The sequence below is a fragment of the Xylanimonas oleitrophica genome, from assembly GCF_003244315.1.
Classification (GTDB): Bacteria; Actinomycetota; Actinomycetes; order Actinomycetales; family Cellulomonadaceae; genus Xylanimonas_A; species Xylanimonas_A oleitrophica.
This window is the reverse complement of the sequence record NZ_QKWH01000002.1, coordinates 291,658-313,001: the sequence shown is the minus strand read 5'-3', so window position 1 is coordinate 313,001 and position 21,344 is coordinate 291,658. Positions and strand designations below refer to the sequence as shown.

At 75.3% G+C, this 21,344-nt stretch carries 13 protein-coding genes; 10 read left to right on the top strand and 3 right to left on the bottom strand.

Going from position 1 to position 21,344, the window contains the following annotated elements; all coding sequences use genetic code 11:
* The first annotated feature begins 186 nt into the window (after nt 1-186).
* The 3 genes from DNL40_RS05295 (at nt 187) to DNL40_RS05285 (ending at nt 8,366) form a co-directional block, all read left to right on the top strand.
* Complete coding sequence (locus tag DNL40_RS05295; protein WP_111250282.1) at nt 187-1,029, top strand: ABC transporter ATP-binding protein; 843 nt, start codon at nt 187-189, stop codon at nt 1,027-1,029.
* Nucleotides 1,029-3,647 (top strand): ABC transporter permease, encoded by a 2,619-nt coding sequence (locus DNL40_RS05290; RefSeq protein WP_111250281.1) that lies wholly within the window; start codon nt 1,029-1,031, stop codon nt 3,645-3,647. Before DNL40_RS05295 ends, DNL40_RS05290 begins: the two co-directional genes overlap by 1 nt.
* Before the next feature lie 147 nt (nt 3,648-3,794).
* On the top strand, nt 3,795-8,366 hold the full coding sequence (locus DNL40_RS05285) for an FtsK/SpoIIIE domain-containing protein (protein ID WP_146252022.1): 4,572 nt from the start codon (nt 3,795-3,797) through the stop codon (nt 8,364-8,366).
* Here the strand turns inward: DNL40_RS05285 and DNL40_RS05280 are convergent.
* Complete coding sequence (locus DNL40_RS05280) at nt 8,329-8,781, bottom strand: hypothetical protein (RefSeq protein WP_111250173.1); 453 nt, start codon at nt 8,779-8,781, stop codon at nt 8,329-8,331. The two genes, DNL40_RS05285 and DNL40_RS05280, sit on opposite strands and share 38 nt — an antisense overlap.
* 241 nt (nt 8,782-9,022) lie before the next feature.
* Here DNL40_RS05280 and DNL40_RS05275 point away from each other — a divergent pair, with 241 nt between their 5' ends.
* Nucleotides 9,023-9,271 carry a WhiB family transcriptional regulator gene (locus DNL40_RS05275; RefSeq protein WP_066133069.1) on the top strand — a complete coding sequence of 83 codons (249 nt, stop codon included), beginning with the start codon at nt 9,023-9,025 and terminating at the stop codon, nt 9,269-9,271.
* Between the two features lie 129 nt (nt 9,272-9,400).
* Here DNL40_RS05275 and DNL40_RS05270 read toward each other — a convergent pair whose 3' ends face one another.
* Nucleotides 9,401-10,885, bottom strand: a complete 1,485-nt coding sequence (locus DNL40_RS05270) for a sensor histidine kinase (protein WP_111250280.1) — start codon at nt 10,883-10,885, stop codon at nt 9,401-9,403.
* 115 nt (nt 10,886-11,000) lie between these two features.
* On the opposite strand from DNL40_RS05270, the gene DNL40_RS05265 reads away from it, so the two are divergent.
* The 6 genes from DNL40_RS05265 to DNL40_RS05240 all read left to right on the top strand — a co-directional run bounded on the left by DNL40_RS05265 (nt 11,001) and on the right by DNL40_RS05240 (nt 17,659).
* Entirely contained in the window at nt 11,001-11,510 is a 510-nt protein-coding gene (locus tag DNL40_RS05265) for a DUF2505 domain-containing protein (RefSeq protein ID WP_111250172.1), read from the top strand.
* Nucleotides 11,511-11,694: 184 nt separating this feature from the next.
* Complete coding sequence (locus tag DNL40_RS05260) at nt 11,695-12,999, top strand: ABC transporter substrate-binding protein (RefSeq protein ID WP_111250171.1); 1,305 nt, start codon at nt 11,695-11,697, stop codon at nt 12,997-12,999.
* Between the two features lie 130 nt (nt 13,000-13,129).
* Entirely contained in the window at nt 13,130-14,155 is a 1,026-nt protein-coding gene (locus DNL40_RS05255) for a carbohydrate ABC transporter permease (RefSeq protein ID WP_111250170.1), read from the top strand.
* Nucleotides 14,152-15,087, top strand: coding sequence for a carbohydrate ABC transporter permease (locus DNL40_RS05250; protein WP_111250169.1), 936 nt, complete (start codon nt 14,152-14,154; stop codon nt 15,085-15,087). The genes DNL40_RS05255 and DNL40_RS05250 overlap by 4 nt, the downstream gene beginning before the upstream one ends.
* Nucleotides 15,084-16,640, top strand: coding sequence for a glycoside hydrolase family 1 protein (locus DNL40_RS05245; RefSeq protein WP_111250168.1), 1,557 nt, complete (start codon nt 15,084-15,086; stop codon nt 16,638-16,640). The genes DNL40_RS05250 and DNL40_RS05245 overlap by 4 nt, the downstream gene beginning before the upstream one ends.
* Nucleotides 16,637-17,659, top strand: a complete 1,023-nt coding sequence (locus tag DNL40_RS05240; RefSeq protein WP_179950947.1) for a LacI family DNA-binding transcriptional regulator — start codon at nt 16,637-16,639, stop codon at nt 17,657-17,659. Before DNL40_RS05245 ends, DNL40_RS05240 begins: the two co-directional genes overlap by 4 nt.
* A gap of 120 nt (nt 17,660-17,779) precedes the next feature.
* Here DNL40_RS05240 and DNL40_RS05235 read toward each other — a convergent pair whose 3' ends face one another.
* Nucleotides 17,780-21,307 carry a bifunctional proline dehydrogenase/L-glutamate gamma-semialdehyde dehydrogenase gene (locus DNL40_RS05235; protein ID WP_179950946.1) on the bottom strand — a complete coding sequence of 1,176 codons (3,528 nt, stop codon included), beginning with the start codon at nt 21,305-21,307 and terminating at the stop codon, nt 17,780-17,782.
* Between the last annotated feature and the right edge of the window lie 37 nt (nt 21,308-21,344).

Genomic DNA, 21,344 nt, shown 5'->3' with positions numbered 1-21,344 from the left:
CCCCCGGAGCACGGGGTACGACCTGGGTATGACGAGGGCGGCGGCGACAACCCTCCTGAGGGCCGACGACGCGCCGGTGCCCCGGCTCCTAGGTTCGAGGTGTCGTCGCAGAGCTGACCGACAGCTCGTCAGAGCTGGCCAGAAGAACCGGAGAGAACCCCGTTGGACACCACCGTGTTCGTCCCCATGACCGACGCCCCCGGCGCCGGGTCCCGCCCCGCCGAGGCCGCCGTGCGCGCCCGCGGGCTCGCCAAGACCTACGGCAAGGGCGCCGCCGCCGTGCGGGCGCTGGACGCCGTCGACGTCGACTTCCAGGCTGGCCGGTTCACGGCCATCATGGGCCCGTCCGGCTCGGGCAAGTCGACCCTCATGCACCTGCTCGCGGGGCTGGACTCGGCCACCGGGGGCCAGGCCTTCGTCGGGACCACGGAGATCACGGGCCTCGGCGACAAGGAGCTGACGCTGCTGCGCCGTGACCGGGTGGGCTTCGTGTTCCAGCAGTTCAACCTGCTGCCGATGTTCACGGCCGAGCAGAACATCACGCTGCCGGTGGAGCTGGCGGGCGGCCAGGTGGACCGCGAGTGGTTCGCCACGCTGGTGCGCACGCTCGGCCTGGAGCAGCGGCTGGCCCACCGGCCGAGCGAGCTCTCGGGCGGCCAGCAGCAGCGCGTGGCCATCGCCCGGGCGCTGATCGCCAAGCCGGACGTGGTGTTCGCGGACGAGCCGACGGGCAACCTGGACTCCCGTGCGGGCGCGCAGGTGCTCAGCTTCCTGCGCCGCTCGGTGCGCGAGCTGGGCCGCACCATCATCATGGTGACGCACGACCCGGCGGCCGCCGCGTACGCGGACCGTGTGGTGCTGCTGGCCGACGGCCGGATCGCGGGCGAGATCACCGACCCGACGCCGGAGGCGGTGCTCGCCGGCCTGGACGCGCTGCGCTCGCTGGAGGCGCCGGTGGACGGCGACCAGACCGACGCCGCCGACCCGGCAGGCGCGACCGGCACCGCCACCCGTGGGGCGGGTGCGTGATGCTGCGTCTGACGCTGGCGCAGATGCGCCGCAGCATGGGCCGCCTCGCGGCGGCGGGCATCGCCATCGTGATCGGCACGGCGTTCGTGGCCGCGACGCTCCTGGCGGGCAACCTCATCACCCGGTCGACCTACGACGCCATCGCCGCGCAGTACGGCGAGGCCGACCTGGTCGTGGCGGCCCCGGCGTCGGCGGAGCTGACGACGGCGCAGCTGGAGGGCGTGGCCACCACGCCGGGCGTCGCGGCCGCGGGCGGGCAGCTGTTGTCCTACCAGGCCATGACGGACGGCGGCAGCCGCACCATCTACCAGGGTGTGATCCCGACGACGTCGGACCCGCGGCTGATGCCGCTGACCGTGACGGAGGGGCGGATGCCCTCGGCGGCCGGCGAGGTCGCGCTGCCGCCGGACGTGGCGGAGCGGCTGCGCACGGAGGTGGGCGGCACGGTCGACGTGCAGCGCACGGTGCCGGTCGACGACGGCGAATCGTGGGAGGACCGGTCCGAGCAGCTGACCGTCACAGGTCTGGTCGAGGATCCGAAGAACGCGTACGGCGTGCTGGGCGGCGCGGCCGTCATGGACGCCGCCACCCTGGCCGGGTGGGAGTCTGATGCGCAGGGCGCACCGGTGACGTATCGCCAGGTGGCGGTGGTGCTGGCCGACGGCGCGTCGCTCGAGACGGTGCGCGCGGCGCTGGCCGCAGGGGTCGGCTCGGCCGTCGACGTGGTCACGCCGCAGGAGCAGGCTGCCGCGACGGCCAAGGAGATGACCGGCGGGCAGGACATGTTCTTCCTGGTCTTCGTGCTCACCTTCGCCGCCATCGCGCTGGTCGTGGCCGGGCTCGTCATCTCCAACACGTTTCAGGTGCTGGTCGCCCAGCGTGCCCGCACCCTGGCGCTCCTGCGCGCCGTCGGCGCGAACAAGCGCCAGGTCGGTGCGAGCGTGATCACCGAGGCCGCGATCCTCGGCGTGGCCGCCTCCCTGACGGGCGTGGCGGTCGGTGCGGGGCTGGGCCAGGTCGCGCTGTGGGTGGCAGGCAACGGCCCGGCAGCGGTGTTCCTGCCCGACTCGATCACGCTGACCTGGCAGGTGGTGGTGCTGCCGGTGCTCGTGGGCACGGCTGTCACCGTGGCGGCCGCGTCGGTGCCGGCGCGGGTCGCCACCCGGGTCGCGCCGCTGGCGGCGCTGCGGCCTGCCGAGGCGCCGACGTCGGAGAAGGGGTCGGCGGGCCGGGTGCGGCTCGTGCTGTCCCTGCTGGCAGTGGTGGGCGGCCTCGCCCTGCTCGCCGGCGGGGCGGTGCTGGGCACCGTCGCGCAGAACCCGCAGCTCGGCCTGCTGGCCGGGGTGGCCGGCGGTGCCGTCTCGTTCGTGGGTGTCACGGTGTCCGCGGTGTTCTGGCTGCCGAAGGTCACGGCCCTGGCCGGCCGGGCGGTCGCGGCATCCGGGCCCACCGCCCGCCTGGCCGCGGCGAACACGCTGCGCAACCCCCGCCGCACGGCGGCGACCTCCACGGCGCTGCTCATCGGCGTCACCCTGGTCGCGATGATGTCCACGGGTGCGGCCAGCGCCCGCCACAGCCTCGCCGACCAGCTCGAGGGCATGTACCCCGTCGACGTGTACGTGACGGCCGAGGGCAGCGCGGACGACAGCCGGGGGGCCGCCGTGCCCGCGGGCATCGCCGACGCGGTGGGGTCGGTGGCCGGCGTGGCCTCCGTCGCCCAGCCTCAGATGGCCCTGGCGACGCTCGAGGGGAAGCGGTTCGACGACGAGGGCAGCGTCGTGGCCGGGGAGCCCTCCTCCCCCGACGACGAGGTGCAGGTCGCGCTGGCCGGCATCGAGCCCGCCGAGGCGGAGGCCGCGCTCACGGACGACTCGTACGTCCAGCACCTCGAGCCCGGCACGGTCGTGGTGCCCAGCGGCCAGGCGTCGTTCTACGGGGTCTCCGACGGCGACACCGTCGAGGTCCGGGGCGCGGGCGGCACCACGGCCCTGACGGTGTCCGTCGCGCCGAACGACCGGATCAACGAGCTGCTCGTGGTGCCGCAGGACCTCGCGACGGTGGAGCCGAACCCTCTCGTCACCACGCTGTGGGTGGCCCTGGAGGGTGACGACACCTCGGCCGTGGGCCGCATCCAGGACCTCGTCGCCGACACCGGCGAGACCCTGGGCGTCCAGGGCGGCGCCGTCGAGCGGGCCAGCTTCGAGAGCGTCGTCGACACGGCGCTCGGCATGGTGCTGGGCCTGCTCGCCGTGGCCGTGATCATCGCGCTCATCGGTGTGGCCAACACCCTGTCCCTCTCGGTGATCGAGAGGCGCCGGGAGTCCGCCACGCTGCGCGCCGTGGGCGTCACGCGCGGCCAGCTGCGCTGGATGCTGGCCGTGGAGGGCATGCTCATCGCGGGCGTCGGGGCGGTGCTGGGCATCCTGCTCGGCCTCCTCTACGGCTGGGGCGGCTCGCTGGCCGCGCTCGGCGTCATGGGCGACGTGCGCCTGGCGGTGCCGTGGACCGAGATCCTGCTGATCGCCGTGGTGGCGCTGGTGGCCGGCCTGGTCGCCTCGGTCCTCCCCGGCCGGTCCGCAGCGAAGTCGTCACCCGTCGCGGCGCTCGGCGCGGACTGACGACGACCGGCGGTCGGGCGGCACCAGGGGGGCCGCCCGGCCGCCGTTGCCGTTCTTCGGCGGTCCTGCCCGGCCCCCGGCCGGGGCTCCGACCGGGTTTTCCACAGGGCGTCGGCCGCCCTGCACGAGCGCGGGCAGGCTGTGCGCATGCACGAGCTGCTCATCGGTGACGCGTACGCCGCCGGCTCCCGGGAGACCGGCGGCGTACGCGTCACCGTGCACCCCGGCGAGGACGTCCTCCTGCCCGCAGGGAGCACCGTCGCCGACGTGCGCGGCCCTCTGGCCGACCTGCTGCGCCGGCCCGAGCTGCGGCACGCGCCCCTGACCGCCGACGGCGTGCCGCTCGCCCCGGGGAGCGTGGTGGGCGAGCGGCCCCTGCTGCCCGGGGCCACGCTCGCCGTCGGCCCGAGCCGGCCGGCAGCCGCCTCCCGGTGGTCCGACGACGCCGCACCCGGCGCGCCGTGGATGGTGGCGCGCGTGGCCGGCCTCGACGCCGGAGAGCTCGCCGGCCTCGCCCCCGGGGTGCCGCTGCCCGTCCCTGGCGGGCTCGAGGTCCGGCTGAGCGCGCGCGGAGCGGTGACCGTGCGGCGATCCACCCCGCGAGTGCGCACAGCACGGTGGCGACCTGCCGGGCCGCCGCCGCCGGACCCGCGAGCCGGCACGTCGTGGCCCGGCCTGCTGGTGCGCGCCCAGCACGCGACGGTCCGTCCCCGTCTCTCCCGCCGCACGCCGTGGGGCCGCGAGCGCCGTCGCACCGTGGGGCGGGCGTGGCGCCGCTGGCGCCCCGAAGAGGTGCTGCACGACGGCGGGGGCGCCGCGTACGCGCTGCGGCGCTCCGGCGACCTCGGGGCGCTGCTCGCGCCGGCCCCCGGAGCACGGCATGCCTCGACCGGCTCCGGCACGCCGGGGGTCGCGACCATGCTGGCGACGGCGCTGCTGCCGGTCCTGGGCTCGGTCGGTCTGGCCGTGGCGCTCCGGCAGCCGGTGTTCGCGCTGTTCGCGCTCGTGGGCCTGCTGGCCGTGGCACCGCAGCTGGTGGCGGCGGTACGGCGCCGTGCGGCGGCGAGGGCAGGGGCCGGCGGGGTCGGCGCCCACGGTGACAGGCCGACGCCCGGCAGCCCCACGGCGGGTGCGGACGGCGCGGTGGCGGACAGCACGACGGCGCGCGGCGGGGGGCCGGCGCGTGTGGCGTGGACCGTCCTGGCGGCGCACCAGGCGCCGGCCGGCACGTGGCGGCGCGCGCTGGCCGCCCGGGCTCCGGGGCCGTTCGCGGGGGCCGCAGCAGTGACGGGCCTCTCGGGCGGGCCGGGCGCCGGCGGGCTGAGCGACAGTGCGACGGATGCCGGTGCGACGGACGACAGCGCGGTGAACGACCTGCTGGGAGACGGTCTGCTGGCGGACGGTGCGCTCGCCGTCCGCGGCCCGGAGCGTGCTGCGGCGGCCGTCGCCCGTGCCGTCGTGGCAGGCCTGGCCGTCGGCGGCGCTGCCGTGCGTGTGCGTGGCCAGCGCCGTGACACGTGGGCCTGGTGCCGCTGGCTGCCGGACCGCCGTCCGCACGGCGACCGCACCGCCGGCGGGCCCACGTCGGACGGTCCCGCCGGAGCCCGTCCCGCTGGTGCCACCGCCCCGGGCCGCCTGGTGCTCGTCGTCGACGACGGGGACGCCGTCGACCTCCACGCCGCGCACGAGGCCCACCGCGCGGGCGGCACCGTCGTCCTCCTCCTGCCCGCGGGGGTGCCCGTGCCGCCGTGGTGCCGCGCGGTGCTCGACGTGGCGGACGACGCCCCCGGCATCGGCACCGGCACCAGCACCGGCACCAGCACCAGCTCGGGGAGCAGGGCAGCCGGAGCCGGGGTGCCGCACGTGCGGCGCAGCACGCCGGGCGGGTCCACGTCGCACGAGGCGCTCGTGGGCGTCAGTGTCGCGTGGGCGGAACGACTGGCCCGCCGCCTCGCCGGCCTGCACGGGCTGGGCCGCGACGTCGCCCTGCTGCTCGGCCCGGCTCCGCACCCGGCCCTGGCGGCGCAGCGGGCCCCCGAAGGGGCGGACCCTGCCGACCCGCGCCTGCCGGCCATGGTCCCGCTGGCCGGGCTGCTGCAGTCCGGCCAGGCAGCGGGCCGGTGGGCCGTGCCCCTGGGTGTCGACGCCCGCGGGCGGACGGTGTCGTTCGACCTGGTGGAGGACGGCCCGCACCTGCTGGTCGCGGGCACCACCGGGGCGGGCAAGTCCGAGCTGCTCCAGTCGCTCGTGCTCGGCCTCGCCCTGAGCGTGCCGCCGCGGGACCTGGCGCTGGCCCTCGTGGACTTCAAGGGCGGGGCGTCGTTCGGTGCGTGCGCGGGCCTGCCGCACGTCGTCGGGCAGGTGACCGACCTCGACGTCGCGCTCGCGTCACGGGCGCTGGACGGCCTGCGTGCCGAGCTGCGCCGGCGCGAGCACGTGCTGGCCGCACACGGTGCCAGCGACCTCGCGGCCCTGCCCGCGGGCACGCTGCCGCGGCTCGTGGTGGTGGTCGACGAGTTCCGCGCCCTGGCCGACGACCTGCCCGAGCTCCTGCCCGGCCTGCTCCGCGTCGCCGCGCAGGGGCGGTCCCTGGGCGTGCACCTGGTGCTGGCCACGCAACGGCCTGCCGGCGCGGTGGGGCCGGACGTCCGCGCCAACGTCTCGGCCCGCATCGCGCTGCGCGTCGTGGACGCCGCCGACTCCCACGACGTGCTGGACTCCGCCGTCGCCGCCCACGTCCCGGTCGGCGTGCCCGGTCGTGCCGTGCTGCGCGTCGGCGCGTCCGCCCCCGTGGCGCTCCAGTGCGCCCACGCCGGAACCCCGGCCGCCACCGGAGGTCCGGGCGTCCGGCGGGCGCCGGCGTGGGCCGAGGTCGCCGGCGCCACGCCGCGGGAGCCCGGCCCGGGGGGCGGGGCTGGCGGCGGTGGTGCTGGTGCTGGCGGGGCCGTCGGTGGCGTGCAGCACGACGCCGCAGCACGGCCCGAGGGCGTCCGGCGGGAGGCCGACACCGGCCCCGGCCACCCCGACGACCAGGACGTGGTGGCGGCCCTGGTCGCCCAGGCTCGCGCGGACGCCGAGGCCGCCGGGCACGCCCCGTGGCCCGCACCGTGGCTGCCCCCGCTGCCCGACGTCGTCACGGACGCCGAGCTGGGCGACCTCGCCCCGGCACCGCGAGCCGACGGGCTGGCCCCGGCACCGCCGCACCCCGCCCCGGCTCCGGCCCCGGCTCGGGAGGGGGCGCTGCCCCTGGCTCTGGGCGACCTGCCCGCGGAGCAGGCGCGCACGCTGGTCGCCTGGCACCCCGCCGACGGCCACCTCGCGGTGCTCGGGCGCGCGCGGTCCGGCCGCACCACCACGCTGCGGCGGCTCGCGCACGCCGCCCTGGCCCGCGGCTGGCACGTGCACGTCCTCGCCCCGCCGCCCGCGCTGGAGTCGTTCGAGCCGCTCCGCGGCCACCCCGGGCTCGGCACCCTCGCCGGCCCGCACGACCCGCGCCGCGCCACCCGGCTCCTGCGCCTGCTCCAGCACCCCGGCGCTGCCGGCGCCGGTCGGCCGCCGGTGCTCGTGCTGGTCGACGGCGTCGAGGACCTGCGCGGGGCGCTCGCCACCCCCACGCACGACCCGCTCGCCGCCGCGCTGGGGGCAGGCACCGTCACCTTCGCCCTCTCGGCCGACACCGCTGCCGTCGGCGGGCTCGCCTCCCGCGTCGGGCCCCGGCTGGTGCTCCTGTCCCCCGACGCGCACGGCGACGTCATGCTGGGTGCCCCCTCCGCCCTGGCCGGGCGCGGGCGGGTGCCGGGGCGGGCAGCGTGGGCCGGTCAGGGCGACCCGGTCGAGTGCCAGGTGGCGATGCCCGGCAGTCCTGCGCCCCGTGCCCGTACCGAGGCCCATGCCGCGCCGGCCGTGACCGCGGTGCCCGCACTGGCTGCGACTGCGCACGCCGGAGGGACGTCTGCCGCGGCCGTGCCCGGTGACGAGACGGCTGCCGGGGGCTCCGGCGCTGCTCCGGCGCGGGTGCTGCCGCTGCCCCGCCACGTCGACGCCGGTGAGCTGCCCGCGCACGACGCCGAGGGGCGGCCCGTGGTCGGGGTCGGCGGGGACGCCGCCGCACCGGTCGCCCTCGGGGTCGGTGCCGGAGCCCTGGTCGCCGGTCCGCGCGGGTCGGGACGCACGACGACGCTGCGGCTCCTGCTGCACCGGCTGCCCGCCGTGGCGGCGGTCGTCGCCCGGGACCGCGCCCTCCTCGCCGAGGCCACGGAGGCCGGTGCGACGGCGATCCCGCCCACGCCGGACGGGCTGCGTCAGCTCCTGGCCCTGCTGGAGGAGGGCTGGCGAGACTCCGGCGAGCCGCCCCTGGTGCTGGTGGACGACGCCGACGTGGTCTCGCAGGCCTGCCCGCTCGAGTGCGAGCGGCTGGGCGAGCTGGCGGCTGCCGGCACGGTGGCGGTGGTCGCGGCGTCCACCACGCTCTCGGCCGGGATCGCGCACCGCGGGCTGCTCGCCCACCTGCGCTCCACCCGCACCGGGATCGTGCTGGCGCCGGCCGAGCGCGGGTCGGACGAGGTGCTGGGCACGCCGCTCGACGACGCGACGGAGGTGGGCGTCCAGCTACCGGGGCGCGGGGCGCTCGTGGGCGACGGCGTCGCGCAGGCCGTCCAGGTCGCGCTGCAGCGCGCACGGGTCAGCCCCAGGTCGTCGCTTCCACCACGGGTCGCGTGAACAGCAGCACCGCCACCCCGAGCCCCACCACGAGGAGCCCCACGCCGAGCGCCACCGCCCAGCCCGCACCGGAGGTCAGGGCGCTGAAGGCCACGATGACCTGGAACACCTGCCAGGTCATCACCACGGAACGCCCGCCGCGGCGTCCGGCCAGCAGCGCCCGGCCGGCGGCCAGGAGGGCCCAGGCGACGCCGAGGGCGGAGAGGACGAGGAACACGCTCATCGGGATGGATCCGGAGCCTCCGGCGAACGCCTCGACGGCCACCAGCGCGGCGGCCACCGCGAGCACCGCGGCCTCGAGCCCGAGCCCCGCGACGAGCGCGCGGAGGGCGGGCGGTGGCGCAGGACGACCGGCGGGCTGGCCCTCGGGGAGCGGCTCCTGACCCGGCCTGCGGGGCGGCTCGGACTGCGGCATGACGCGCCAGATTACCCGCGACCAGGACTTTCACAACAGTGTGAGGAAGGCCTCAGGGTTTACCTCCCAGAAATCTTCTCGTCACCCCTTGTGTACGGCATCACGAGGTGTGAACCTTGATGCAGTTTCCGCCCAAACCCCTATCGAACTCGTAGCCCACCCGTGCCTTCTTCGCGCGGGTCCACCGAGCGCGCACAGCGTGGCGGTCAGGCTGTCGAGCCACGAGACCAAGGAGAACGCCATGGACTGGCGCCACAAGGCTGCCTGCCTCGACGAGGACCCCGAGCTCTTCTTCCCCATCGGCAACACCGGGCCGGCGCTGCTCCAGATCGAGGAGGCCAAGCAGGTCTGCCGCCGCTGCGAGGTCGTCGACACCTGCCTGAAGTGGGCCATCGAGTCGGGCCAGGACGCAGGCGTGTGGGGCGGCATGTCGGAGGACGAGCGCCGCGCCCTCAAGCGCCGCACCGCCCGCGCCCGCCGCGCCGGCTGACCGCAACGCTCCACGAAGGGCCCCGGACCACACGGTCCGGGGCCCTTCGTCGTCGGACCTGGCGCAGCGGGCTGGTCGCAGACCTGCACCGTCAGGAGCGCTCGGGCGGCACAGGGCGCGACCCGGCGCTCAGCGCGAGGCCCCGCCGTCGCGCAGGCGCGCCTGCACCTCCACCTCGGTGCCGCCGCCCGCACGCCGGCGCCAGTCGATCGAGCCGCTGAGCTCGTTGGTCACCAGCGTCCGCACGATCTGGTTGCCCAGACCGGAGCGGGAGCTGCGCCCGAGCGTCGCGATGTCCTCCTCGCCGAGCCCCACGCCGTCGTCGGCGACCACGACCCGCAGGTTCGAGCCGGACCGCTCCACGTCGATGGAGATCGTGCCGCTCTCGCGCCCGTCGGGGAAGCCGTGCTCGACGGCGTTGGTGACCAGCTCGGTCAGCACCAGGGCCAGCGGGGTCGCGTCCTCGGCCGGCACCAGGCCGAACGACCCGTTCTGCACGGTGCGCACGGAGGTGCGCGTGGAGGCGACGTCGGCGGTCATGCGCAGCGCCCGCTTGAGCATGCCGTCGAGCTCGACCTGCTCGTCGAGGGTCTGGGAGAGGAACTCGTGCACCAGGGAGATGGTGGTGACGCGGCGGGTGGCCTCCTCCAGCGCGGCGCGCGCCTCGGGGACCTCCATGCGCCGGCCCTGCAGACGCAGCAGGGCGGCCACGGTGGCCAGGTTGTTCTTGACCCGGTGGTGGATCTCCCGGATGGTCGCGTCCTTGGTCATCAGCTCGCGCTCGCGCCGACGCAGCTCGGACACGTCGCGGCACAGCAGGACGGCGCCGATCCGCTGGCCGTTGTCGGTCAGCGGCAGGGCGCGCAAGGACAGCGCCACGCCGCGGGCCTCGATGTCGGTGCGCCACGGCGCGCGGCCCATGACCACCAGGGGCAGCGCCTCGTCGACGGTGGACTGGTACTCGATCATCTCGCTCGTCACCTCGACGAGCGACTGCCCCACGAGGGGCCCGATCACCCCGAGGCGGTGGAAGCAGCTGAGCGCGTTGGGCGAGGCGTAGAGCACCTCGCCCTCGGAGTTGAGGCGGATGAGACCGTCGCCCACGCGGGGCGCACCCCGGCGCGGGCCGGTGGCCGCGTTGGGCACCGGGTACTCGCCGCGCGCGATCATCGCGATGAGGTCGTCGGCCGCCTCGACGTAGTTGAGCTCCAGCCGGCTGGGCGTGCGCCCCGAGCCCAGGTTGGTCTGGCGGGCCACGACGGCGATGGCACGGCCGGCATGGACCACGGGCACGGCCTCCTCGCGCACGGCGTAGGCGCCGAACCAGCGCGGCTCGCGCGAGCGCTGGGCACGACCCTCCACCAGGGCTGCCTCGAGCTGGGGGCGCAGCCCCTCGGGGGCGATGGCGCCCACGATGTCGTCGTAGTGGACGGTCGCGCCGGTGGACGGGCGGCACTGAGCCACGGCCACGAAGCCGCCGTCGCGCGAGGGCAGCCACAGCACCAGGTCGGCGAACGCCAGGTCGGAGACCACCTGCCAGTCCCCCACGAGCAGGTGCAGCCACTCGACGTCGGCCGGCTCGAGGTCGGCGTGCTGGGAGATCAGGTCACTCATGGCGGACACGGGCCCAGGGTACGTGCGCCCGCGGGAGGCCGTCCGGCCCGTCCCACCTGCCGGTGCGCGCCTGGGAGGTAGAGTGCGGCGCACCGGTACCCGGCAAGGAGGGCTCGTGCACCTGACCGTCGAGCAGACCTATCCCGCGAGCGTCGACGACGTCGCCGCGATGCTCGCGGACGAGTCGTTCGTCCGCTGGCGGGCCGAGAGGTCCACCACGGCGGGCACCGTGGAGCAGGCCGACGTGGACCACGCCCCTGACGGTGCCTTCACCGTCGTGGTGCGCCGCACGCTGCCCACCGACCAGATCCCCGCGCAGGTGCGGCCGTTCGTCGGCGAGCGCCTGGAGGTGCGCCAGGCGGAGGCCTGGGAGGCGCCCGACGGCGGTGCGGGCCGCCGGGTGGGCACGGTGGCGCTGGAGATCACCGGGACGCCCGTGCGCCTGACCGGCACGGTGGCGCTGGAGCCCACGGCGGACGGCACCCTGCAGGTGTACCGCGGGGAGGTCAAGGCGGCCGTGCCGCTGTTCGCCTCGTTCGTGGAGGAGGCCGCTGCGGCGACCGTCCGCACCACCCTGGCCGCGGAGGAGCAGGCGGGCCGCGACTGGCTCGCGGGCACCCGCTGAGGCCCCCCGCAGGTCACGACTTCGTCACGAGGGGCCGTACGGCCCTTGCCACGAGGCGGCGGTGACGCCACGATCAGGACGCACATGGGAGCGCTACCACCGTACGTGTGGGAGCGCTCCCAAGGCCCGGCGACGACGCACGGGCCTGCCGTCAGACGAAGGAGTCACCGTGCCCAGCACCCCCATGCGCCGTCGACGCCGCACCGCAGCGGCCGCCGCCGGCACCGCCACGCTCGCCCTCGCGCTGACCGCCTGCGGCGGCGGCGCGGACGCCACGGACCAGTCCGCGGACGGCAAGATCACCCTGACCGTCGCCACGTTCAACGACTTCGGCTACACCGACGAGCTGCTCGCCGCGTACACCGAGGCCCACCCGAACGTCACGGTCAAGCAGGTCAAGGCCGCCAAGTCGGAGGACGCCCGCAGCAACCTCACCACCAAGATCGCCGCCGGCGGTGCCGGCCTGGCCGACATCGAGGCCATCGAGGTCGACTGGCTGCCCGAGCTCCTCCAGTACCCCGACCTGTTCACCGACCTGAGCGACCCCGCCCTCGAGGGCCGCTGGGTCGACTGGAAGGTCCAGCAGGCCACGTCGGCCGACGGCCGCCTCATCGGCTACGGCACCGACATCGGCCCCGAGGCCATCTGCTACCGCGCCGACCTGTTCGAGGCCGCCGGCCTGCCGTCGGACCGCGAGGCCGTCGCCGAGCTCCTGGGCGGCGAGGACGCCACGTGGGAGGAGTACTTCGAGGTGGGCCGCCAGTTCGTGGCCGCCTCCGACGCCGCCTGGTACGACTCCGCCATGGCCACCTACCAGGCCATGGTCAACCAGGTCGAGGCCGCCTACGAGGACCCGGAGACCGCCGAGCCGCTCCCCCTCGACGGCAACACCGAGGTCAAGGGCCTGTACGACGCCGTGGTGACCGCGTCCGTCGACGACGGCCTGTCCGCCGGCCTCGAGCAGTGGGGCGACGACTGGGTCGCCGGCTTCCAGGCGAACGCGTTCGCCACGATGGCCTGCCCGGCGTGGATGACCGGCCCCATCGAGCAGAACTCCGGCGGCATCACCGGCTGGGACGTCGCCGACGTCTTCCCCGGCGGCGGCGGCAACTGGGGCGGTTCGTTCCTCACCGTCCCGGCGGCCGGCAAGCACACCGAGGAGGCCAAGGCGCTCGCCGCCTGGCTGACCGCCCCGGAGCAGCAGACCCAGGCGTTCGAGAACGCGGGCACGTTCCCCTCGCAGCTCGAGGCGCAGGAGACCGAGCAGGTCCAGTCGTTCACCAACCCGTTCTTCAACGACGCGCCGGTGGGCCAGATCTTCTCGACCCGCGCGCAGGCCATCACGGGCAACGCGTACAAGGGTCCGAACTACTTCTCGATCCACCAGACGGTGCAGGACGCCATCAAGCGCGTCGACATCGAGAAGACGCAGGACGCCGAGACGAGCTGGAAGGGCGCCCTCCAGTCGTACGCCGACCTGGGGCTCTGACGCCCCTGACCGCCTGACGTGGTGCGGGGCGGGACCGGACGACGCCGTCCGACCGGGCCCGCCCCGCACCCGTCCGCTCCCGTCCGCTCTGCCCCAGCGATCGCCCTGACGCACGGAGGAACGCGAAGACATGGCCGTCCTGACACCTACGGCGGGCCGCGGCGCCACGGACCCGCCCGGCCCCGGACCCGACACGACCCCCCGCCCCGCGCGGCGCATCGGGTTCACGCAGCGGCTCGGCCGCTGGGACGTGAAGCTCTCCCCCTACCTGTACATCTCCCCGTTCTTCGTGCTGTTCGCGCTGACGGGTCTGTTCCCTCTGCTCTACACGGCCTACGTCTCGGTGCACCAGTGGAACCTGCTGGGCGGCCAGGGCGAGTTCGTGGGGCTGCAGAACTACGCGGACGTGCTGGCCCAGCCCACGTTCTGGAAGGCGCTGACCAACACCTTCTCGATCTTCGTGCTGTCGAGCGTGCCGCAGGTGCTGGTGGCGATCGCGCTCGCGGCGCTGCTCGACCAGAACCTGCGCGCCGCGACGTTCTGGCGCATGGGCGTGCTGGTGCCGTACGTGGTCATGCCCGTGGCGGTGTCGATGATCTTCGGCCGCCTGTTCGCCGACCAGTACGGCTTCATCAACGAGCTGCTGGGCGTCGTCGGCATGGACCCGGTGGCCTGGCACGGTGACCGGTTCGCCAGCCACGTCGCCATCGCCACGATGGTCAACTTCCGGTGGACCGGGTACAACACCCTGATCTTCCTCGCGGCGATGCAGGCCGTGCCGCGCGAGCTGTACGAGGCAGCCGTGATCGACGGTGCCGGGCGGGTGCGACAGTTCTTCTCGGTGACCGTGCCGCAGATCCGCGCGACGATCATCTTCATCGTCATCACCGCGACCATCGGCGGCCTGCAGATCTTCGACGAGGTGCGCCTGTTCGACCAGCAGGGCCTGGGCGGCGCCGACCGGCAGTGGATGACCGTCGTGCTGTACCTGTACGACGTCGCGTGGGGCAACCAGAAGAACTTCGGCCGAGGCGCCGCGGTGGCCTGGATCCTGTTCCTGATCATCGTGGTGATCGGCCTGGTGAACTTCCTGATCACCCGCCGCATCTCGACGTCCGACCCGCGCTCCGGCGCACGACCGAGGAGGGGCGCATGAGCTCCGTCGCCGTCACCGCCCAGACCGCGGGCAGCGGGGCTGCCCGCGCCGCCGCACGACGCCGCGCCGCCGGCAAGGGACCCCGGGGCTCGCACGGCTACGGGGCCGCACGCCGCCCGGGCTGGGTGACGTACACCGTGCTGGCCGCCACCGTGCTGATCTCGCTGTTCCCGCTGTACTTCACGCTGGTGCTGGGCTCCTCGACGCCGCAGGAGATCGCGCAGCGAGCGATCCCGCAGTGGCTGCCTGACGCCTCGCTGTTCGACCGGTTCGCCGAGATCGTGACGTCGGACAACGTCAACTTCGTCAAGGCGCTGACCAACTCGGTGATCGTCTCGGTGACCGTCGCGTTCGCGGTGGTGCTGTTCTCGACCCTGGCGGGCTACTCCTTCGCCAAGCTGCGCTTCCGTGGCCGCGGGCCGCTGCTCGTCTTCGTCATCGCCACCATGGCGGTGCCCACCCAGCTCGGCATCATCCCGATGTACATCCTGATGTCCGAGATCGGGTGGATCGGCAAGCTGCAGGCGGTGATCGTGCCGGCGCTGGTGAGCGCGTTCGGTGTGTTCTGGATGACCCAGTACCTGTCGGAGGCGCTGCCGTACGAGCTGATCGAGGCCGCCCGCGTCGACGGGGCGTCGATGATCCGCACGTTCTGGCACGTGGCGCTGCCCGCGGCGCGCCCGGCGGCGGCGATGCTGGCGCTGTTCACGTTCGTGCAGCAGTGGACGAACTTCTTCTGGCCGTCCATCGTGCTCAACCAGGACAACCCCACCCTGCCGCTCGTGGTCCGGATGCTGCAGGCCAACTACTTCGTGGACTACTCGCTGGTCATGAGCGGCGTGTTCCTCGTGACCCTACCGTTGCTCGTGATCTTCGCCATCCTCGGTCGCCAGCTGGTGGCCGGCATCATGCAAGGAGCCGTCAAGGGATGAACCTCCAGCACCAGGGCCTGCCGGCCCGCACCCCCCAGCCCGGCCCCCGCCTCCCGGCCAGCGGCACCACCGTGCCGTTCGTACCGTCGGAGCCGCTGGTCAGGTCGACGGGCAGCGGTGAGGTCGCCTTCCCGCCCGGCTTCCTGTGGGGCACCGCCACCGCCGCGTTCCAGATCGAGGGCGCCGCCGCGGAGGGCGGCCGCCAGGACTCCATCTGGGACGCGTTCGCCCGCGTGCCCGGCGCCGTGAAGAACGGTGACGACGGCAGCGTGGCGTGCGACCACTACCACCGGTACGCGGACGACGTGGCCCTCATGGCGGACCTCAACCTGGGCGCCTACCGGTTCTCGACCTCGTGGGCGCGCGTGCGCCCGGGCGGCGGCGCCCCCAACCCGGAGGGCGTGGACTTCTACTCCCGCCTGGTGGACGAGCTGCTGGGCCGCGGCATCGTGCCGTGGCTGACGCTCTACCACTGGGACCTGCCGCAGGCCCTGGAGGAGAAGGGCGGCTGGCGCAACCGGGACACGGCGTACCGCTTCGTCGACTACGCGATGACGATGCACGAGGCGCTGGGCGACCGGGTGCGGGTGTGGACCACGCTCAACGAGCCGTGGTGCTCCTCGTTCCTGTCGTACACGGGCGGGGAGCACGCGCCGGGCGGGCACAGCCGCACGGACGGCGTCCACGCCGGGCACCACCTGCTGCTGGCCCACGGCCTGGCCACCCAGGCGCTGCGGGAGGCGGACCCGGAGGCGGCGCTCGGCATCACGCTGAACTTCACGGTGGCCGACCCGGTGGACCCGCAGGACCCGGCCGACGTCGAGGCCGCCCGCCGTGAGGACGCCATCTTCAACCGGTTCTTCCTGGACCCGATCTTCGCCGGGGCGTACGCCCCCGACGTCGTCGAGCTGCTCGAGCCGTACGGGCTGGGCGACGTGGTGCAGGACGGCGACCTCGAGGTGATCTCGACTCCGCTCGACGCCCTGGGCGTGAACTACTACAACGGTGCCGCCCTGTCGGGTCACCCCGCCCCATCCGACGACGCCGCCACCGGGCCGTCGGGGGCGACGCCGCCCCGGCCCGAGGGCGAGCACTGGACGCAGGCGCCGACGCCCGTGCCCGAGGGCGTGCACCACCGCTCGCGCGGCCTGCCCCGCACGGCGATGGGCTGGGAGGTCCAGCCCGAGGGCCTGACCCGCCTCCTGCTGCGCCTGCAGCAGGACTACACCGGCCCGCGCGGTGTGGCGCTGTACGTCACCGAGAACGGTGCCGCCTACGACGACGAGCCCGACGAGACGGGGTTCGTGGACGACCAGGACCGTCTGGCGTTCATCGACCTCCACCTGCGGGCCGTCAAGGACGCGGTGGACGCCGGGGCGGACGTGCGCGGCTACTTCGCGTGGTCGCTCATGGACAACTTCGAGTGGGCGCACGGCTACGACAAGCGGTTCGGCATCGTGCGGGTGGACTACGAGACGCTCGAGCGCACGGTCAAGGCGTCCGGCCGCTGGTACGGGCAGGTCGCGGCGACCGGCGTCGTGCCCGCCCGGTGAGAGAGTCCGTGCCGGAGGCGGCGAGCACCGCGCTGCCCACGCTCGACGACGTCGCCCGGGAGGCGGGTGTCTCCCGGTCGACGGCGTCGCGCGCCATCAACGGCGGCTCGCGCGTCTCGCCGGCGGCGATGTCGGCGGTGGAGGACGCGGTGGCCCGGCTGGGGTACGCCCCCAACCGGGCGGCCCGCTCGCTGGTGACCCGGCGCACCGGTTCGATCGCGCTCGTGATGTCGGAACCGGACCGGCGCCTGCTGTCCGACCCGTTCCTCTCGGCCGTGCTGGTGGGCGTCAACGAGGGGCTCGCCGGCACCGACCTGCAGCTCGTGCTGCTGCTCTCCCGGGCCGGGGAGCCGGGCCGCAGCGCCCGGTACCTGCGCAGCGGTCACGTGGACGGCGCGATCGTGGTCTCCCACCACCGGGACGACCGCCTGGAGACGGAGCTGGCGGGCGGCGCCATGCCGGTGGTGTTCATCGGGCGGCCGTTCGACGAGCGGGTCCGCACGTACGTCGACGCCGACAACCTCGAGGGCGGGCGGATCGCCGCCCGTCGCCTGGTGGAGCGTGGCCGGCGCCGGATCGGCACCATCTCCGGCCCGCTCGACATGACGGCGCCGCTCGACCGGCTCGCCGGGTGGCGCGAGGTGGTCACGGCAGCGGGGCTGCCGGACGACGCCGTCGTCGAGGGCGACTTCACCGTGGCCGGGGGCGCCGCCGGCATGGAGCTGCTGCTGGACCGGTACCCGGACCTCGACGCCGTCTTCGTCGCGTCGGACCTCATGGCCGAGGGGGCGCTGCGCGTCCTGGCCGCCGCGGGCCGTCGCGTGCCGCAGGACGTCGCCGTGGTCGGCTTCGACGACCTGGGCGGGGCCGAGCGGACCACCCCGCCCCTGACGACGGTGCACCAGCCCGTGGTCGACCTGGCCGCCGGTGCGACCGCGGCCCTGCTCGAGCTGCTGGACGGCGGGGCACCGCCGTCGCGCACCTACCCCGCGCGCCTGACGGAGGGCGGGAGCGCCTGAGCGCTCCGGCACCGTGCCGGCGGCAACCGCACAGGCGACAGCGGCCGGCTGCGGCTGCACGGCAGGACGCCGTCGGGCCCCGGAGGATCTCCCTCCGGGGCCCGACGGCGTCTGTGCTGCTCAGGCGTGCACGTGCCCGTAGCGGTGGCGCGTGCGGCTGAGGGCCTGCTCGCGCAGGAACGTCAGCAGCTCTCGGCTGCCCGAGGCCACGACGGGCGCGTCGAGCACCGTCGTCGTGCCGGGGTGCGCGGCCGCGGCCTCCCGCAGGCCAGGAGCCGAGCCCACCACGCGGATGCGGCCGGTCACCTCGCCCGCGGCGACGGCGGCGGCGAAGTCCGCGTGGGAGACGGGGGCCTCGTGCGGCACGCCCCAGCCGGAGTCGGACTCGGGCACCACGACGGCGGGCACCCCGGCGCGCCGGGCGGCGGCGAGCACACGCTGCACCTCGACCGGCAGCGCGCCGTCGCCCACGCGGACGGTCACCCGCTCGACCGGGCGCATGCGGAAGGAGTTCTCCTCCGCCCGCAGACCGGACGGATCGTGCGTGACGCCGAGGTCCTCGGTCCACGCGCGCTCGTCGTCGGCCTGCGCCCAGGCCAGCCACCCTTCGGGGTCGTTGCCCTTGGAGGGCACGTCCGCGGCGTCGGACCACGTGCCGAGCTGGGCCACGTAGTGCGGGCCGCCCGCCTTGGCGCCCGGGCCCACGCTCGAGGACTTCCAGCCGCCGAACGGCTGGCGCTGCACGATGGCGCCGGTGATGTGCCGGTTGACGTACAGGTTCCCTGCCTCGACGCGGTCGCACCAGGTGGCGATCTCGTCCTCGTCGAGGGAGTGCAGGCCGGCGGTGAGGCCGAAGTCGACCTGGTTCTGCAAGGCGATGGCCTCGTCCAGGTCCTTGGCCGTCATGATGCCGAGCACCGGGCCGAACGCCTCGGTGAGGTGGAAGAACGACCCGGGCGCGACGCCGTCGCGCAGGCCCGGCGTCCACAGGCGGCCCGGCTCGAGGCCCGCCGCGGCGGCCTCCTCGTCGAGCCGGCGCGGCTCGACCAGCCAGGTCTCGCCCGGCTCGAGGGTGGTCAGGGCGCGCAGCAGCTTGCCGCTCGCGGGCTCGGTCAGCGGACCCATCACGGTGGCCAGGTCGGTGGCCGGGCCCACGGCCAGGGAGCGCACCGCGTCCACGAGCTGGCGGCGGAACCGCTCGCCCGTCGCCGTGCTCGGGTCGCCCACCGAGCCCACGAGGATCACCAGCGAGCCGGCCGAGCACTTCTGGCCCGCGTGGCCGAACGCGCTGCGCAGCACGTCGGCGGCGGCCAGGTCCAGGTCCGCCGACGGCGTCACCACGACGGCGTTCTTGCCGCTCGTCTCCGCCAGCACCGGGCGCTCGGGACGCCAGGAGGCGAACATCTCGGCCGTCTCGATCGAGCCGGTGAGGATGACGCGCGCGACGTCGGCGTGGGTCACCAGGTGGCGGCCGAGATCGCCGTCGGGCACCCGCAGGTACTGCACGACGTCGGCGGCCTGCTCGGCGCTCAGGCCGGTCTCGGCCGCGGCGTCCGCGAGGCCGGCGTGCACCGCCTCGATCGCGATCTCGTAGCAGCGGGGCGTCGGCGGGGCGGGCTTGGCGAGCACGGACGAGCCGGCGGCCAGCGCCGCCACGACGCCGCCGAGCGGGATCGCGACGGGGAAGTTCCACGGCGGGGTCACCAGGGTGACGCCCTCCGGGGAGAACTCGGCGCCGGGCACGGACCCGAGCCGCTCGGCCGATCCCGCGTAGTAGCGCGCGAAGTCCACGGCCTCGCTGACCTCGGGGTCGGCCTCGCCCACCGTCTTGCCGGCCTCGTGCACCATCGCGGCCACCAGGTCGGTGCGGCGCTCCTCCAGGCGGACGGCGATCGCGCGCAGTGCGGCCGCGCGGGCGGCGGCGGGGACCGCGCCCCAGACCCGCTGGGCGGCGACCGCGCGGGCCACGGCCGCGTCGATCTCCTCGGTCGCACCCACCTCGGCGGCCTGCACCGGCACGTAGCCCGACGCGTCGCCGATCACGTGCTGCGCCCAGGTGCGGTGCTCCGCCACGGCCGGGTCGGTGTCGACGGCGTTGCGGAACGGCCCGGCCTCGGCGGCCTGCGCCGGGGCCTGCGAGGACTCGCCGCGGGCGGCCGCTGCGAGCGCCGGCACGGCCTTGCGGCGCGGGGCGACGTCGTCGGGCCCGAACGGCACGGCGGCGGCGACGGCGTCGCGGAACGCCTGCTGCTGGCGGTCCATCGCGGTGCTCCCGCCAGTGCTCCCCGGAGCGGCACCGGCGCCGGGGGCGAACATGGCGTGCAGGAAGTTCTGCTCGGCGGCGTTCTCCTCCAGGCGGCGCACCAGGTAGGAGATGGCGACGTCGAAGTCCTCGTCGCGCACCACGGGCGTGTAGAGCACCACGCGGCCGCCGTCCTTCGCGAACTCCTCGCGCACGGCCCGGGCCTCCGTGGGGGCCATGCCCTGCAGCATCTCCAGGTCCATGCCCTCGCTGACGCCGCGGGCGCGGGCGGCGAGCACCGCGAGCGCGAGGTGGAAGAGGTTGTGGGAGGCGACGCCCAGGCGCACCGCGGCGGTGCGCTCGGGCGTCAGGGCGGCGTCGAGCACGCGCAGGTAGTTCGCGTCGACGTCGGCCTTGGTGGTGTAGGGGGCCTGCGCCCAGTCGTGCAGCTCGGCCTCGACCTGCTCCATGGCGAGGTTGGCGCCCTTGACCAGGCGCACCTTGATGCGGGCACCCCCGGCGGCCACGCGGGCACGGGCGAACTCGGTGAGCTCCTCCAGGGCGCCGAGCGCGTCGGGCAGGTAGGCCTGCAGCACGATGCCGGCCTCGAGGTCGTGCAGCTCGGGGCGCTCGAGGATCTCCTGGAACACCGCGGTGGTCAGCGCCAGGTCGCGGTACTCCTCCATGTCCAGGTTGAGGAACACGCCGTGCTCCTTGGCCGCGTGGTACAGCGGCAGCAGGCGCTCGACGACACGGTTCTTGGAGCCCTCCAGGTCCCAGGTGACGAGCTGCGCCGCGACGGAGGAGACCTTGATCGAGACGTAGTCGACGTCGGGCCGCTCGACGAGCGCGATGGTGCGCTCGAGGCGGGCCCTGGCCTCGTCCTCGCCGAGCACGGCCTCGCCCAGGAGGTTCACGTTCAGGGCGTAGCCCTCGGCGCGGGTGCGGGCCAGGTGGGCGCCGAGGCCCTTGCCGGCGTCGGCCACGAGGTGGCCCACGAGCTGGCGCAGCCGCACGCGCGCGGCGGGCACCACGACGCCCGGCAGAGCCGGGGCGAGACGTGCGCCGATCTTGAACAGGGTGCGGTCGACGGCGCCGAGGAAGCTGGCGTCGCCGGCGCGCTCGCCCAGACGGGCCAGGGCCTTGGCGGCGACGCGTACGTCCTGCGGGCGGGCGACGTCGTCGACGAAGCCGACGGCGAGCTCGAGGCCCGCCGGGTCGGCGACGAGGCGGCCGAGACGCTCGGCGTCGGCCTTGGCCCGGCGGTCGGCGCGCGTGGCGCGGCCGCCGGTGCCCTCCGACGCCGCGGCCCAGCGCCCGGCGAGGGCGACGGCGTCCTCGACGAGGTCCGCGATCGGAGGGGTCGCGCCGGCGGTGGCCGGCGCGGTCGTGGCATGGGTGGTCATGGTGACAGGGTGCATCCGGCGGCGGGTGCTCGTCTTG

What these genes read in the sequence shown, in the direction of transcription:
- DNL40_RS05295 (WP_111250282.1), top strand. Translation starts at nt 187, where the DNA reads ATGACCGACGCCCCCGGCGCCGGGTCCCGCCCCGCCGAGGCCGCCGTG.
- DNL40_RS05290 (WP_111250281.1), top strand. Translation starts at nt 1,029, where the DNA reads ATGCTGCGTCTGACGCTGGCGCAGATGCGCCGCAGCATGGGCCGCCTC.
- DNL40_RS05285 (WP_146252022.1), top strand. Translation starts at nt 3,795, where the DNA reads ATGCACGAGCTGCTCATCGGTGACGCGTACGCCGCCGGCTCCCGGGAG.
- DNL40_RS05280 (WP_111250173.1), bottom strand. Translation starts at nt 8,781, where the DNA reads ATGCCGCAGTCCGAGCCGCCCCGCAGGCCGGGTCAGGAGCCGCTCCCC.
- DNL40_RS05275 (WP_066133069.1), top strand. Translation starts at nt 9,023, where the DNA reads ATGGACTGGCGCCACAAGGCTGCCTGCCTCGACGAGGACCCCGAGCTC.
- DNL40_RS05270 (WP_111250280.1), bottom strand. Translation starts at nt 10,885, where the DNA reads ATGAGTGACCTGATCTCCCAGCACGCCGACCTCGAGCCGGCCGACGTC.
- DNL40_RS05260 (WP_111250171.1), top strand. Translation starts at nt 11,695, where the DNA reads ATGCGCCGTCGACGCCGCACCGCAGCGGCCGCCGCCGGCACCGCCACG.
- DNL40_RS05255 (WP_111250170.1), top strand. Translation starts at nt 13,130, where the DNA reads ATGGCCGTCCTGACACCTACGGCGGGCCGCGGCGCCACGGACCCGCCC.
- DNL40_RS05250 (WP_111250169.1), top strand. Translation starts at nt 14,152, where the DNA reads ATGAGCTCCGTCGCCGTCACCGCCCAGACCGCGGGCAGCGGGGCTGCC.
- DNL40_RS05245 (WP_111250168.1), top strand. Translation starts at nt 15,084, where the DNA reads ATGAACCTCCAGCACCAGGGCCTGCCGGCCCGCACCCCCCAGCCCGGC.
- DNL40_RS05235 (WP_179950946.1), bottom strand. Translation starts at nt 21,307, where the DNA reads ATGACCACCCATGCCACGACCGCGCCGGCCACCGCCGGCGCGACCCCT.